Below are 15,109 nucleotides of genomic sequence, written 5' to 3'. Positions count from 1 at the left end.
GGGGCCTGTGCGTGGACTGGGCGTCTCTCGCATGCGCGCTGCACGGCCGTAGTGTGGAGAGATGGAATTCAGATACCTCGGAAACAGCGGACTCAAGATCTCGGAGATCACCTACGGCAACTGGCTCACCCACGGCTCGCAGGTGGAGAACGACACCGCGGCCCAGTGCGTGCGGGCCGCGCTCGACTCCGGCATCACGACCTTCGACACCGCTGACGCCTACGCGAACACCGCGGCCGAGACCGTCCTGGGTGACGCCCTCGCCGGCGAGCGACGCGCATCCCTCGAGATCTTCACCAAGGTCTACTGGCCGACGGGCCCCAAGGGTCCGAACGACTCCGGGCTCTCGCGCAAGCACATCCTCGAGTCGATCGACGGATCGCTGGCGCGCCTGAAGACCGACTACGTCGACCTCTACCAGGCCCACCGCTACGACCACGAGACCCCGCTCGAGGAGACCATGCAGGCATTCGCCGACGTCGTGCGCTCGGGCAAGGCCCTCTACATCGGTGTCTCGGAGTGGGATGCCGACCAGCTGCGCGCCGGACAGAAGCTGGCGTCGGAGCTCGGCTTCAGGATCATCTCGAACCAGCCGCAGTACTCGATGCTGTGGCGCGTCATCGAGGACAAGGTGGTTCCGGCCTCCGAGGAGCTCGGCATCTCGCAGATCGTCTGGTCGCCGGTGGCGCAGGGCGTGCTCACGGGCAAGTACAAGCCCGGAGCCGAGCTTCCCGCTGGTTCCCGGGCGACGGACGAGAAGGGTGGCGCCAACACCATCAAGAGCTTCCTGAACGACGAGGTGCTCACGGGCGTGCAGAAGCTGCAGCCCGTCGCCGACGGCCTGGGGCTCTCGATGGCGCAGCTTGCGCTGGCGTGGGTGCTGCAGAACCGCAATGTCGCGTCGGCCATCATCGGCGCCTCGCGGCCCGAGCAGGTCAGCGACAACGTGAAGGCTGCCGGTGTGAAGCTCGATGCATCAGTGCTGTCGGCGATCGACGACGCCATCGGTTCGCTGGCCGAGCGCGACCCCGCGAAGACGGTCTCGCCGCAGTCGCGGCCGAGCTGAGGCTGAGCGCTTCGACCACGGACGCCGTCCGGGCCTCAGCGAGCGGGACTCAACTCACCCGCTCGCTGAGGGCCGGGCGCAGCGACCGCCCGAGCGCATCCAGTCGCGAGAACAGGCCGGACGCGCGAGAACAGGCCAGTCCGGCCTGTTCTCGCGAAGCTCCGACGTTCCGGCCTGTTCTGGCGCCGTTCAGCGAGCGGCGGAGGCGGCGGCGTAGTGCGCCGTCAGCCGCTCGAGGCCCTCGTCGAGGGTGACCGACGGCGTCCAGTGGAGCTCGGCACGGGTGGCGCGCTGGTCGAACCAGTGCGCCGTCGAGAGCTGCTCGGCGAGGAAGCGCGTCATGGGCGGCTCGTCGATGCCCGGGCGCACGCGCCACGCCGCCTCGACCAGTCCTCCGGCGGTGCGGGCCACGGATGCCGGAACACTCCAGCGCGGCGCCGCGACACCGGCTGCCGCGCAGATTCCGGCGAGCATCTCGGCAACAGGTCGGGGCTCGCCGTTGGTGACGACGTACGACCGGCCGTGCACCTCGTCGATGTGGGTGAGGGCCGCGGTCATGGCGGATGCCGCGTTGTCGACGTAGGTGGTGTCGATGAGCGCGGCTCCGTGGCCGAGCAGTGGCAGCCGCCCGGCGCGGGCGCGCTCCACGATGCGTCCGACGAGCTGCGTGTCGCCGGGTCCCCACACCAGGTGGGGGCGCACGGCGACGACGCGCAGTTCGGCGGAGTCCGCCGCCAGGGCGAGCAGTTCGGCTCGGGCCTTGGTGCGGGCATAGTCGCCGAGCGCCGACGCCGGATCGGCCGGCAGCGCTCCGTCGCCCACGATCGACGACCCCGAGTGCGCCACCGACGGCGACGATACGAACACGAGCCGGCCGACGCCGGCCGTGCGCATGGCCTCGACGAGCGTGCGCGTTCCGCCGACGTTCACGGCCTCGAACTCGGCGGGGTCGCCGGCCAGCGACACCTTCGCCGCGAGGTGGACGACTGCGTCGATGCCGTCGAGGGCCGACGTCACCGCCGCGGCATCCGTCACCGACCCGAGCACGTCGGTGATGCCCGGTTCTCCGGCGAGCCCTGACGGACGGCGCTGGAAGGTGCGCACCTCGTGCCCGGCCGACACGAGGTCGCGCACGACGGCTCCCCCGAGGAACCCGCTGGCGCCGGTGACGAGCACTCTCACGGCGACACCATCCGTCCGCCGCGGAGGATCCCGTCGGCCCAGCGCGCCAGAGCGGCGCGGTCGATCTTCGAGTTGTGACGGATGTCGGTGGGCAGTGTGGCCGCCACGAGCACCGCGGCGATCTCGTGGCCACCGGATGCGGCAGCCTCGCGCACGGCCGCGGCCAGAGCCGGCTCGGCCAGACGCGAGCGTCGCTGCCGCGCCGTGAGCTCGACCACGACGACGATCTGCTGCGCCCCGCGCGGGCCGACGCCCACGGCGGCGGCGCGGCGCACACCGTCGACGCGCTCCACCGCCTGCTCGATGCCGACGGGCGTGACAACGCCGTCCGCCGTCACGATGATGTGCTGCAGCCGACCCTCGACCCAGAGGCGGCCCTCGCCGTCGAGATGACCGACGTCACCCGTGTGGTGCCACCGCTCCCCCGGCGTCGAGTGCGCGTCGGCGAGCCGGTTGGTGATCCAGAGCCTGTCGTAGTGCGACTTGAGGTGCGGCGCCGAGACCACGATCTCCCCGGTCACGCCGGCGGCATCGGTGAGGTCGCCGCCGACGGATCCCGCCGCATCGAGGGGCGCGATGCGCACACGCGTCGTGGCCGTGGGGTGGCCGACCGGAACGCCGCCGGCAGCGGCATCCGTCACGGTGTCGGCAGCGAGCGAAGCCGTCGATGACCTGATGCCGTCCAGCGAGATGTCGGCCATGAGGAGACCCTCGGTCATGCCGTACGGGGTATGCGGCTCGGCGTTCGGCATGAGCTCGGACGCGGCCGTCAGCAGCGCTTCCGAGACGGGCGCCCCGGCGGAGAGGAAGGTGCGCACGCGGGCGAGGGCGGCACGCTGCTCGGCGGAGAGCTCGCCCGAGGTGGCCACGACGTTGGCGATGGCGGCCGGCGAGAGGAACACCACGGTGGCATCGGCCTCGGCTGCGGCATCCGCCACGGCCCGAGCCGTGAGGGTGCGCGGAGACGTCACGTCCATGTCGGGCGTCACCGACCGGGCGCCGAGCGCCGGACCCAGCAGTGCGAACGGGGCGAATCCGGCGACGAGGCCGGTGCCGACGCCCACGTCGTATTGCGCGGAGAGGGCATCTCGCAGGGCCGTGAGCTGGCCGTGGGTGTAGACGACGCCCTTCGCGGGCCCGGTGGATCCCGAGGTGAACAGCACGGCGGCGACGGCGGATGCGGCCGGCGGATGCGGCAGCTCGAGGTCGTGCGCAGCCTCGCCGGCCCTGATGACGCCGGCCAGCGAGGTCGTCACGTTCAGGGCACGCGCCGACACGGCGGGCAGTGTGGCCACGGAGATGCGCTGCCCGGGCCAGCCGAAGGCGCGCGCGACGGTGAGACCGGGCATCTCGCCGATGATGTGGTCGGGGCGGGCACCGCGCACGGCTCGGCTCAGGCCGCGCAGGCCGAGGCCGGCGTCGGCGACGACGACGATCGCCCCGATGCGCAGGCACGCGTAGACGACGGCGGTGAGGTCGGCACTCGGCGGAACGAGAAGCGAGACCCTGTCGCCGGGCTTCACACCCACGGCGACGAGTCCGCGGGCGATCTGGTGCACGCGCGTCGACAGCAGGGCCCAGCTCACGACGCGCGGCGAGCCGCCGGGGCCGGCGACCATGTCGACGACCGCGGGTTCGGGGCTGTGTGCGAGCGTCTCGAGGTGGTGCCACATGGGAGGCGTGTCACTCGCATCGGAGACGTCCGGCACCTCGGGCTCGTCGGTCGAGGGAGACTCCGGCGCCGAACCGAATCGATCTCCCAGCCAATCGAGCGCCGGCCCGGCGTACTCCACGTCCTCGGCGATGAGGTGCCCGGCGTTCTCGAAGCGGTGCACGTCGGCGTGCGGCATCCGTCGCTGCAGGTCGTCGAGGTAGCGATCGCTGAAGACGGGGTCGCGCGGTCCCCACATCATGAGGGCCGGCACTGTGAGCCTGGCGACGCCGCCGGAGATGCGTGCGAGTTCGGCGGCGCTCTCGTGCGCGGCGTCGACGGGGATGTCGGCGACGAAGCCGCCGATGCCCTCGCGGCGGTCGGCCTCGAGGTAGGGAGAGCGGAAGGCCCGGCGAACGTCGGACGACAGCCGAGGGTGCGCGATGGCCAGCGTGGTGTCGAGGAACGCCGTCGTCGTGACGGTGCCGGTGCGCAAAACTGACAGGGCGAGCCGGAGGGCTGCGGGAATGGGCACGTCGTCGGGCTGGTGCACAGCGGTGTTCAGCAGCATCACGCCAGCGAGCTGGTCGGGATGGTCGACGGCCCACCCGAGCGAGATGACTCCGCCCCAGTCGTGGCCGAAGGTGACGACGGGGCCGTCGACGGCGAGGGCGTCGGTGAGGTCGGCCAGATCCTGCACGCGTCGGGCGAGCGGTCGTGCCACGCCCGTGCGCTCCGAGAAGCCCATCTCGAGCTGGTCGACGGCGATGACGCGCCACGCGGGGCGGCCTGCAGCAGCGGCATCCGTCGCCGCGGCCACGGTCTTCCGCCACAGGTACGACCACGTGGGGTTGCCGTGCACGCAGAGGATGGTGCCGACCGGAGTCGCCCCGAGCTCGGCGAGGTCGGCGGCGTTGTCGAGGATGTGCCAGCGGTTCGTGCGGGTTCCGGATGCCGCAGCCGGAGCATCCGGAGCAGAACCGATCGCGCGCTCGGGCACGTCGACGAGGCGCGACCACGACGGGTCGAGGCCGGGAAGGCTGGCAGGCGGCAGGGAAGCCGTCCGAGCCCGACTCACCAGGCCAGTTCCATCATCGAGGTGTTCAGGCCGGATCCGACTCCCATGAGCAGCACCCGGTCGCCGCGCTTGAGCGTCGACGTCTGGCCTGCGAGGGTGATCGGGATCGACGCGGGGCCGATGTTGCCGAGCAACGGATAGGTGAGCGGAACCCGCGTGCGGTCGAGGCCGACGGCCTTGACGATCGCGTCGGTGTGCACGTCGGAGACCTGGTGCATGATGTAGCGGTCCATGCTCTTCCAGTCCCAGGTCTTCAGCGCGTCCTTCCAGGCAGACGTCACCAATTCCATGCCGCCGCGCAGCAGGGCCTTCGCGTCGGTGAACATGCCGTCGACGCTGCCGACGCACAGTTCGTTGAACTGCGTGGCCGCACGGGTGATGCCACCGAGGATGCGGTGCGCCTCGGGGTGCTGGTCGGCACGGCCCAGGACTGCGGCCGCCGCCCCGGACCCGAGGGTCAGGCTGGCGAACTCGCTCATGAACTGCTTGCGGTTGATGCCGTCGCGGCCGAGGCGCTCGATCGTGTTCACCTGGATCTGGTCGGCGTCCTCACCGTCGACGATGATCGCGTAGTCGATCTGACCCGAGTCGATGAGGCCCGCGGCAAGCGACATGCCGTTGACGAAGCCGAGGCACGCGTTCGTGATGTCGAAGTTGATGGCCGACGTCGGCAGGCCGAGGCCGTGGTGGATGCGCACGGCGACGGAGGGTTCGAGGTGCGGACGGGTCACCGAGGTGTTGATGAGCAGGCCGACCTGGTCGGGACGGATGCCGGCCTCGGCCATCGCGCGCTGGCCTGCTGAGATGGCGGCGTCATCGAAGGTGGCGCCCTCCTCCCAGTTGCGGCGTTCGCGCACACCGGCGACGCGCTGCAACAGACCGGTCGGGAGCTTCAGTCGCTTGAGCACTGGAGCCAGTCGCGTGTCGATCTCCTCAGAGGTGGTGACCCGCTCCGCCATCGTGCTCGCGACTGACAGCAGCGCTACATTCCGGTGCGTCGTCGTCGCATTTCCGTCCAAGGAGATCCATCCCTCTTCACGTCGGCTGGTTCTCGAATCCTCGGCGATGACGCCGTCGAGGCCATCGCCCCAGCCTAGTTCCGTTCATATGCGCATTCAGTCACGTACAGCGAAAGGATGCGGGGGCTTGCGCTCGGCCGATCGTACCGCCCTCAGAATCAGGTGCCTCGGGTGCGAGCGCAGGACACTACAGCGGAAGGCACCTGTCCCGCTACGCTGGCGATAGCCGCTTGAAGGCGCGGGAGGGCGCAGAGTGTTCGATTCATTCCTGTTCTGGGCGCTCTTCGTGGGCCTCGGGTTGGTGTACGCCATCGGTGTCGGCTTCGCCACGCGCTCCCTGATGGGCGCCCCTGTCGGCTGGCCGCGCACGTACGTCGTCGGGCTGTTGGTCTATGCAGCGAGCTGGCCGTTCGCGGCATCCACGGCAGCGCAGTCCGGGGTCGTCGATGCCGCGGGCGACCTCGACGTGCCCTGGCTGGTGGCCGCACTGTTCATAGCCCTCTCGTTCGGCTGGGTCTTCGCCTTCGGCGTCGCGATCCTCGTCGTCAGTGAGGCCCTGTTTCCCACCCAGGCCCTGCCGAACCCGATCACCTCCTTCCGCGACCTGTTGCACAGGCGCCGACGGACGCAGCGCTACCTCGAGATCCTGTCGATCCTGTCCCGCCACGGAATCGGCTGGGTCATCCAGGGTCGCCGACGATCCGCGGCGCGCCATCCCGTCCGGCCGCAGCGCACGTCGACGCCGCAAGCGCTCGTCAATGCGCTCAACGACGCCGGCGTCACCTTCGTGAAGCTGGGCCAAGTGCTCGCTACGCGCCGGGATCTCCTCCCCGCTCCGTACATCGAGGCACTCTCCACCCTGCAGACGTCGGCGTCGACCCTGCCCTGGGAGTCGATCCGCGAGGTCATCGAGACGGAGATCGGCGGACCGATCGACACGGTGTTCGCCGAGGTCTCCGAGACGCCCCTCGCTGCCGCATCCGTCGCCCAGGTGCACGCGGGACGACTGCACGACGGCACCCCGGTCGTGCTCAAGGTGCAACGACCCGGCGCAGCCGCGCAGGTGGCCGCCGACGTCGACATCATCGTGCGGTTGGCCACGCGGCTGGAGGAACGCACGAGCTGGGGCCGCGACTTCGGTGCCGTGACCCTGGCGACAGGTTTCGCCCGCTCGCTCAGCGAGGAGCTGGATTACCGCATCGAGTTCCGGAACACCCGGCAGGTCAGGAGCGCCGTCGCCGCGTCTCGCAATGACATGCTGATCGTGCCCCGGGTGTACGACGAGGCGAGCACGCGCCGCCTCCTCACGATGGACCGCGTCGACGGCACCCCGCTCAACGCCTCCCGGCGCCACCTCGCCTCGTTGCCCCCGGCCCAGCGCGAGGAGCTCGCTGCAGGACTCCTCGACTCGGTGCTCGAGCAGATCGTCGTGCAGGGCGTGTTCCACGCCGACCTGCACCCGGGGAACCTCCTGCTCGGAGACGACGGGCGCCTGGGCATGATCGACTTCGGAGCCGTCGGGGTGCTTGAGCGGAGCATGCGGGAAGGCCTCGCCACGCTGCTGGTCGCCGCCGCCTCGGAAGACGACATCGCGACGACGGACGCCCTGCTCCTCCTCGTCGACGCGCCCGACGGGGCGGACCTCGCGGCCTTGCAGGCCGACATCGGCCGGGTGCTCACCCTCATGAAGCACAGCGACGGCAACAGCTCGATCTTCTCCCAGCTGCTCGACGTCGTGCGCGAGCACCGTCTCGGCGTGCCTGTGCCCCTCGGCATCGCGTTCAGGTCGATCATCACCCTGCAGAGCTGCCTGCGCATCCTCGATCCCCGGTTCGACATGGCCGAGCGCGCCCTCGACCGCGTGCCGCACTTCCTGGGCAGGCTCCTCGCTCCGCGCGCAGTGCTCGGCTCCCTCGAGGCGCAGACGGCCATCCTGATCGCCACCGTGCGCAAGCTCCCCAGACGACTGGACTCTCTGACGACGAACGTCGAGAAGGCCGTGCGCGCGCTGGGCGGCCCCCAGGACCACGGCTGGGTGGGCGAGATCGTGACGGAGAGCGTCGGCGCGTTGATCGCGATCGCCCTGGTCGCCCTCGGGATCGTGCTGGTGGTGGCGGATGCCGGACCGCTGATCACTCCCAACGTTCGCCTGTACTCATTCCTCGGCGCGAGCATCGCCCTGGCCGGATTCGTCCTGATCCTCCGGTCGCTTCGGCGCCTCTTCGTGCGGAACCCGCGCTAGCGCCCTACAGCTTCGGACCGCTGAGTCCGGTGGCCGACCTGTCGCTCGGCCTGCCGATCAGCCACCAGGCGATCACGCCGAGGAACGGGGCGACGATCACGATGAGCGCCCACAGGGCCTTCGCCGTGGCGTCGAGACCCGACCGGCCGATCTGCACGAGCGCGACGGCCCACACCACCACCAACGCGATCATGGGCAGAAGGATGAGCAGGTGCCAGCCGGTGAGATTGTCCATGAGGCCATCATGTCGGCTCGTGCGTCGCCGCCACCAGCCCCGCGCCCGAGTGGGCCGTCGCGATGCCGGCCCCGCGGCATCCGTTCTCGACGAGGACATCAGCGCCCCGTGCGAATCTGCACCGAATCAGCGGATGTGACTGAACGCGGGTGTAGGCATGGATCATGAACCGCATCACGTCTCGCAAGCGGGTGACCCGGGTGACGCTCGGGTCGTCGCGCACAGTCCGCGACGATCTCCTCGCCGTGGAGGAGCCTTTGGAGATCCGCGTCGGAGGCACGGCGCTGGCGATCACCATGCGCACGCCGGGCGCCGACTTCGACCTCGCGGCCGGCTTCCTCGTGTCGGAGGGCGTGATCTCCCGCGGGGACGAGTTCGCGGCGGCACGGTACTGCGCCGGCGCCACGGATGAGGGCCTCAACACCTACAACGTGCTCGATGTGACTCTCGCACCGGGCGTCGCGGCGCCGCATCCGAGTCTCGAGCGCGCGTTCTACACGACCAGCTCGTGCGGGCTCTGCGGCAAGGCGAGCATCGACGCCGTGCGCACGAGTTCGCAGCACGCCGTCTCCCATGACGACCTCGTCGTCGATCCCGCCGTTCTCGTGACCCTCCCCGAGCACCTGCGCGCTGCCCAGGCCGTGTTCGAGAAGACCGGTGGTCTGCACGCGGCAGCCCTCTTCGACGGACGGACCGGACGGATGCTGGTGCTGCGTGAAGACGTCGGCCGCCACAACGCCGTCGACAAGGTGATCGGGTGGGCCGTGAAGGAGAACCTGCTCCCCCTGACCGGCATCGTGCTCATGGTGTCGGGCCGGGCCAGCTTCGAGCTCACGCAGAAGGCGTCGATGGCCGGCATCCCGGTTCTCGCGGCCGTGTCGGCGCCGTCCTCGCTCGCCGTCGACCTCGCCTCGGAACTCGGCATCACCATCGTCGGATTCCTCCGCGGCGAGAGCATGGTGGTGTACTCCCGGCCCGATCGCATCGGGACGAATGCGGCTCCGGATGCCCTCCCCGACGCAGCGCCTGCGGCGAGCGCCGCCGCGCTCGTGACCGCGGTGAGCGCATCATGAGCCGTCGTCCGCCGGTCGATGACGTGACGGATGCCGACCTCGAGGTCGGCGCACCGAGCAGCTGGGCGGCAGGTGTGCCCGGCATCCTGCACGCGATGGAACCGGCGGTGCAGCAGTTGGGCATCACCCGCACCATGAAGCTGCTGGCGACGCTCAACCAGAAGGGCGGCTTCGACTGCATGAGCTGCGCCTGGCCCGACCCCGACCACCGCAAGGTCGCCGAGTTCTGCGAGAACGGGGCCAAGGCGGTCGTGTGGGAGGCGACGCCGGTTCTCGTTCCGAGCGCCTTCTGGGGCGAGCACTCCATCGACGACCTGCTCGACAGGAGCGAGTACTGGCTGGGCATGCAGGGGCGTCTCACCGAGCCGGTCTACAAGCCCGCCGACTCCGACCACTACGCGCCCGTCACGTGGGACCGCGCCTTCGAGATCATCGCGGCCAAGCTGACCTCGCTCGACTCCCCCGACGAGGCGTCGTTCTACACCTCGGGCCGCACGTCGAACGAGGCGGCCTTCCTGTACCAGCTGTTCGTGCGCGCCTACGGCACCAACAACCTGCCCGACTGCTCGAACATGTGCCACGAGTCCACGGGCACGGCCATGGGCGAGACTCTCGGCATCGGCAAGTCCACGATCGCGTACGACGACTTCGAGCACGCCGACCTCGTGATCGTGCTCGGGCAGAATCCGGGCACCAACCACCCGCGCATGCTCACCGCGCTGGAAGACGCGAAGAGGAACGGCGCCCGCATCGTGGCGGTGAACCCTCTGCCCGAGGCGGGGCTCCGGCGCTACAAGAACCCCCAGACGGCCCGCGGCCTGGTCGGTCGCGGCACCGACATCGCCGACCAGTTCCTGCAGATCAGGCTGGGCGGCGACATGGCATTGCTGCAGGCGGTGTCCAAGCGCGTACTCCTCGCTGAGGCATCCGCCCCCGGAACAGTGCTCGACCACGCGTTCATCGCCGAGCACTGCAGCGGCTTCGACGCCTTCGCCGCTGCCATGGCCGACGTTGACGACGATGAGGTGCTCCTCGCCACGGGGCTCTCGCTCCAGCAGATCGACGAGCTGGCGGATGCCTACATCAAGGCGGACCGCGTGATCATCACGTGGGCGATGGGGATCACCCAGCATCGCAAGGCGGTCGAGACGATCAAGGAGATCGTGAACCTGCTGCTGCTTCGCGGCAACATCGGTCGCCTCGGAGCCGGCGCCTCCCCCATTCGCGGACACAGCAACGTGCAGGGCGACCGCACCATGGGCATCTGGGAGCAGATGCCCGACCGCTTCCTCGACGCGCTCCGCGACGAGTTCTCCTTCGAGCCGCCGCGACACCACGGAGTCGATTCCGTCAACGGCATCGCGGCCATGCAGCGCGGGGAGATCAAGTTCTGGATGGGCATGGGCGGCAACCTGGTCGCAGCCATCTCCGACACGACACTCGCCGAGGCCGCCATGCGCGGCACCGAGATGACCGTGCAGGTGTCCACCAAGCTCAACCGCTCGCACGCCGTGATCGGCACGGAGGCGCTCATCCTGCCGACTCTCGGCCGCACCGAGATCGACATCCAGGCATCCGGACCCCAGTTCGTCTCCGTGGAGGACACCGTCTGCGCGGTGCACGGCAGCCACGGTCAGGTGCCGCCCGTCACCGCCGGACTGCTGAGCGAGGTGGCGATCGTGGCTCGGCTCGCGCAGGCCACCCTCGGCGACCGCGCCGCAGAGGTTCCCATCGACTGGGCAGCGTTCGAGCACGACTACGACGTGATCCGCGAGCACATCAGCCGCGTCGTTCCGGGTTTCGAGAACTACAACGAGCGCATCCGCACCCGCGACGGATTCGTGCTGCCCAATGGTCCACGCGACTCCCGCACCTTCGCCACGGCGACGGGCAAGGCCATGCTCACCGTCAACACCCTCGAGCACGTGCAGAGGCCCGACGGATGCCTGCTGCTGCAGACCCTGCGCTCGCACGACCAGTACAACACCACCATCTACAGCCTCAACGACCGGTATCGCGGCATCAAGAAGGGTCGCGAGGTGGTCTTCATCAACCCGCTCGACCTCGCCGAACTCGGCCTCGTCGACGGTCAGCGCGTCGACGTCTTCACCGAGTGGGACGACGGGGTGGAGCGATCGCTCCGCGACTACCGCGCAGTCTCCTATCCGACAGCACGGGGTTGCGCGGCCGCGTACTTCCCCGAGGCGAACGTGCTCGTCCCGCTCGCCAGCACCGCCGTCGGCAGCAACACCCCGGTGTCGAAGGCCGTGCTCGTGCGGGTGGTGGCTGCGAGCGCCTCTCCGCGCTGAGGCTGAGGCGGCGCGGCCGTGATCGGGGCGGCTGTTCGCGCGCCGCGCCATTTCCCGGGGTTGCGCGCCACATCAGCTGGCGCAGTACCCCGCGAAATGGCGCACGGGTCCCGCGGTGGTCGACGGGTCGGACGATCAGTGACTGTCGATGACCGGATGGGGCGGCATTTTCACTCTGTCGGCTGATGCGACCGTGCCGCTACGATGAGCGCGACGCGGCTCGAGCCGTGCACCGACAGGTGCACGCGGAGCGCGAGGGATGGAGTGAGCACACATGAGCGACGCCCAGGTTCCGCCGACCGATCAGCCCGACCCGTCACGGCCGCAGCCGTCGGATTCCAGTGCCACTGGTGATGCGACCCTGCAGCCGAAGCCAGCCGGAGTCAGCAGAGCGGCTCTGCTCTGGATCGGTGCCGCCGTGGTCGTGCTCACCTTCTGCGCGTCATTCCTCGGCGCATGGTTCGCTCGATCCGTCGATGCGACAGAGGCGACCGCGACGGCGACCACAGCCCCGGCCGTCGACGACGTCGCCTACGAGGAGGCGATCGCCGAGATCCTCCCCGCCGGATCCGCCGTGCGCGCAGGCACCGGGGTTCCGGAAGCGGGCAAGGGCTACGAGGGCGACGTGTACATCGACATGGCCACCTCGAATGTCTACCTGTTCAAGGACGGCTCGTGGACACTCGTGGGCAACATCCGCACCTCGGCGGCCGAGAACCTCACCGGCGCAACCGGCGAGACGGGTGCCACCGGCGAGACCGGAGCGACCGGCGAGACCGGAGCCACTGGCGAGACCGGGGCCACCGGCGAGACCGGGGCCACCGGCGAGACCGGGGCCACCGGCGAGACCGGAGCTCCCGGTGCGCCCGGCACCCAGCTGACCCTGGGCCTCGGTGCACCGGTCGACGACAAGTGCACGACCGACGGCGACGTCTACATCGACACCGAGACTGTGGAGTTCTACGAGTGCAGCGAGGGCGAATGGGCCCTCTTCGGGCCGACGGATGCTGCCGCACCCACGCCGAGCCCGGAACCGACGACCGACGGCGAGTGAGGCCGAGCGACGGCCCTGCCGATCAGTCGCGGTCCGTGGGACCGCCGTCGGTGGGGTCGTCGTCACGTCGCCAGACCCGCACGGCGGCGATCACCGTGACCACCAGCGATCCGCCGAGGATCACGATCGCGACTCCCCACATCAGGAATTCGGGCATCAGTTCGCGTCCTCGGTCATGCCGCCAGAGTAGCCGCCCTCGGCGTGCGGACGGGCACGCCGGGCGCCCGACCGCCCGTGTGGACGCCCTGGATCCGAGCAGACTCCCGACCGGTCAACCCCCGGCCAGCTCGGCCCACGGCACGTCGAAGTGCTCGACCGTCGTGTCCCGACCGATCAGGTAGCGGTCATCCTCCGGGTAGAACACAGCGGCCGCGATGTCCTCACCGGCGAAGGCGACGATGTCGTCGCGCGAACGCCACAGGGAGAGGGTCCTCACCTCGGTTCGGTCGTCCTCGTCGTCCCGGTAGAGCAGAACGGCGCCCAGATTGCCGGGCGTCTCGCGGTACTCGCGCAGCCCGGTCCCCTCCAGGTAGTCGCGGTAGGGCTCGCGATCCGCAGTTCGGATCCAGCCGGTCCAGCTCCTCAGCACTGTCGGTTCGGCAGACATGTCGACCTCCGTTCCCAGCCCGTCGACGATCGGAGTGCGACGGACCGCCGCATCCAGTCAACCCAAGCGATGACACGCTGTCATCGGCCGGGGCGCGCTGTGGCGGAATGGTGCTGGTGTCTGTCCGTCACGGACCTTCAGTACGTCGTGCAGCGGGCTGGCGCTCGGGCTCGGGCTCGCGGCGACGCTTCGACGCAGTGTAGATGCGCTCGACGATCCAGAGCAGGATGCCGATGCCCAACAGGACGAGCGCGATGACGTACTGGGCGGCCGGCCGGCCGGAGGTCCACGGGAACACCAGGTACAGACAGGTGATCGCGCCGATGATCGGCAGCACGCGGGGCGTGCGGAAGTGCTTGTGGTCGACGGGCTGACGCCGCAGCACCAGTACCGTCACGTTGACGATGGCGAACACCGTGAGCAACAGGAGCGATGTGGTGCCTCCCAGCAGGGCGACGATCGAGCCCTCTGCGTCGAGGGACACGTAGGCGACCAGGCCCACGGCGAGTGCAGTCGTGAACAGGATCGCCGCCCACGGCGTCTGGCGCCTCGGTGCGACCTTGCCGAGGAAGGGCGGCAACACGTTCTGCCTGCTCATGCCGTAGAGCAGGCGGCTGGCCATCATCATGTTGATGAGGGCCGTGTTGGCCACGGCGAACATGGAGATGAACGGCAGCAGATCGTTGATCGGGAAGCCCGGCGCCGCCGCCTCCACCGCAGTCACGAGGGGGGTTTCGCTGCCGACGAGCTGCCCGATGGGAACCAGGGCGACCACGGTGATCGACACCAGAACGTAGATGATCGCCGCGATGCCGAGTCCACTCAGCATCATCTTCGGGAAGATGCGGCTCGGGTCCTTCGTCTCCTCCGCCATGTTGACCGAGTCCTCGAAGCCGACCATCGCGAAGAAGGCCAACGAGGTCGCGGTACTCACCGCGAGTACCACGTTCTTGTCCTCCGGGGTGTTGAAGGCCACGACCCGGGACCAGTCGGCGTTGCCGCCGGAGATCGCCCACATGCCGATGAGGATGACGAGCAGCAGTCCGGAGAGCTCCACGAGGGTCAGCACGACGTTGAGCCAGACGCTCTCACTCACGCCGCGCAGGTTGACCAGCATGATGAGCACGATGAAGGCCAGGGCGATGAGCATCGTCGAGACTGTGGCATCCGGGATACCGAAGGCCACGAGGAGATTGGCCGCGAACGCGCGCGACGCCGTCGACGCCGACGTGATGCCCGAGGTCATGACGACGAAGCACACGATGAACGTGAAGAAGTGGATGCCGAAGGCCTTGTGCGTGTACAGCGCCGCGCCCGCCGCCTGGGGATACTTCGTCACCAGCTCCAGGTAGGAGAACGCCGTCACAGTGGCCACCGCGAACGCGAGGAGGAAGGGCAGCCAGGCGGCCCCACCGACCTCAGCGGCAACCTGGCCGGTGAGGGCGTAGATGCCCGTTCCGAGGATGTCGCCGACGATGAAGAGAAGCAGCAGACCCGGCCCCAAGACCCGTTTCAGCTCCGGCTTCTCGGGCTCGACGGTCTTGACGACTTGTGTCCAGGACGGATCGCTCATGGTGGCCCCCTTGCCTTGAT

The 15,109-nt window shown here is 69.5% G+C and carries 12 protein-coding genes; 5 read left to right on the top strand and 7 right to left on the bottom strand.

Going from position 1 to position 15,109, the window contains the following annotated elements:
* Positions 1-61: 61 nt before the first annotated feature.
* Positions 62-1,066, top strand: coding sequence for an aldo/keto reductase family protein (locus E4M00_RS04585; protein WP_135119325.1), 1,005 nt, complete (start codon positions 62-64; stop codon positions 1,064-1,066).
* Positions 1,067-1,255: 189 nt separating this feature from the next.
* Here the strand turns inward: E4M00_RS04585 and E4M00_RS04580 are convergent, their stop codons facing one another.
* The 3 genes from E4M00_RS04580 to E4M00_RS04570 are packed head-to-tail and all read right to left on the bottom strand — an operon-like array spanning position 1,256 to position 6,002.
* Positions 1,256-2,248, bottom strand: a complete 993-nt coding sequence (locus E4M00_RS04580) for an NAD-dependent epimerase/dehydratase family protein (protein WP_135119324.1) — start codon at positions 2,246-2,248, stop codon at positions 1,256-1,258.
* Positions 2,245-4,977 carry an alpha/beta fold hydrolase gene (locus tag E4M00_RS04575; protein WP_135119323.1) on the bottom strand — a complete coding sequence of 911 codons (2,733 nt, stop codon included), beginning with the start codon at positions 4,975-4,977 and terminating at the stop codon, positions 2,245-2,247. Before E4M00_RS04575 ends, E4M00_RS04580 begins: the two co-directional genes overlap by 4 nt.
* Positions 4,974-6,002: a 3-oxoacyl-ACP synthase III gene (locus tag E4M00_RS04570; RefSeq protein WP_135119322.1), complete on the bottom strand. Its 1,029-nt coding sequence runs from the start codon at positions 6,000-6,002 to the stop codon at positions 4,974-4,976. The genes E4M00_RS04575 and E4M00_RS04570 overlap by 4 nt, the downstream gene beginning before the upstream one ends.
* Before the next feature lie 247 nt (positions 6,003-6,249).
* Here E4M00_RS04570 and E4M00_RS04565 point away from each other — a divergent pair, with 247 nt between their 5' ends.
* Positions 6,250-8,238 carry an ABC1 kinase family protein gene (locus E4M00_RS04565; protein ID WP_135119321.1) on the top strand — a complete coding sequence of 663 codons (1,989 nt, stop codon included), beginning with the start codon at positions 6,250-6,252 and terminating at the stop codon, positions 8,236-8,238.
* A 4-nt stretch (positions 8,239-8,242) separates the two neighbouring features.
* Here E4M00_RS04565 and E4M00_RS04560 read toward each other — a convergent pair whose 3' ends face one another.
* Positions 8,243-8,473, bottom strand: a complete 231-nt coding sequence (locus tag E4M00_RS04560) for a PLDc N-terminal domain-containing protein (protein ID WP_204772973.1) — start codon at positions 8,471-8,473, stop codon at positions 8,243-8,245.
* A gap of 164 nt (positions 8,474-8,637) precedes the next feature.
* On the opposite strand from E4M00_RS04560, the gene fdhD reads away from it, so the two are divergent.
* The 3 genes from fdhD (at position 8,638) to E4M00_RS17950 (ending at position 12,909) form a co-directional block, all read left to right on the top strand.
* On the top strand, positions 8,638-9,546 hold the full coding sequence (fdhD, locus tag E4M00_RS04555) for a formate dehydrogenase accessory sulfurtransferase FdhD (protein WP_135119320.1): 909 nt from the start codon (positions 8,638-8,640) through the stop codon (positions 9,544-9,546).
* On the top strand, positions 9,543-11,855 hold the full coding sequence (locus E4M00_RS04550; RefSeq protein ID WP_135119319.1) for an FdhF/YdeP family oxidoreductase: 2,313 nt from the start codon (positions 9,543-9,545) through the stop codon (positions 11,853-11,855). Before fdhD ends, E4M00_RS04550 begins: the two co-directional genes overlap by 4 nt.
* A gap of 274 nt (positions 11,856-12,129) precedes the next feature.
* Positions 12,130-12,909: a collagen-like triple helix repeat-containing protein gene (locus tag E4M00_RS17950; RefSeq protein WP_204772972.1), complete on the top strand. Its 780-nt coding sequence runs from the start codon at positions 12,130-12,132 to the stop codon at positions 12,907-12,909.
* A 22-nt stretch (positions 12,910-12,931) separates the two neighbouring features.
* On the opposite strand, the gene E4M00_RS18160 is transcribed toward E4M00_RS17950, so the two are convergent.
* The 3 genes from E4M00_RS18160 to E4M00_RS04535 form a co-directional block, all read right to left on the bottom strand.
* Positions 12,932-13,066, bottom strand: coding sequence for a hypothetical protein (locus tag E4M00_RS18160; protein ID WP_275668153.1), 135 nt, complete (start codon positions 13,064-13,066; stop codon positions 12,932-12,934).
* Positions 13,067-13,180: 114 nt separating this feature from the next.
* Complete coding sequence (locus E4M00_RS04540; protein ID WP_240036850.1) at positions 13,181-13,516, bottom strand: hypothetical protein; 336 nt, start codon at positions 13,514-13,516, stop codon at positions 13,181-13,183.
* Positions 13,517-13,643: 127 nt separating this feature from the next.
* On the bottom strand, positions 13,644-15,089 hold the full coding sequence (locus tag E4M00_RS04535) for an APC family permease (RefSeq protein ID WP_135119318.1): 1,446 nt from the start codon (positions 15,087-15,089) through the stop codon (positions 13,644-13,646).
* Positions 15,090-15,109: the final 20 nt, after the last annotated feature.

The sequence above is a fragment of the Orlajensenia leifsoniae genome (genome assembly GCF_004570845.1).
Taxonomy (GTDB): domain Bacteria; phylum Actinomycetota; class Actinomycetes; order Actinomycetales; family Microbacteriaceae; genus Orlajensenia; species Orlajensenia leifsoniae.
This window is presented reverse-complemented; position numbering and strand designations above follow the sequence as displayed.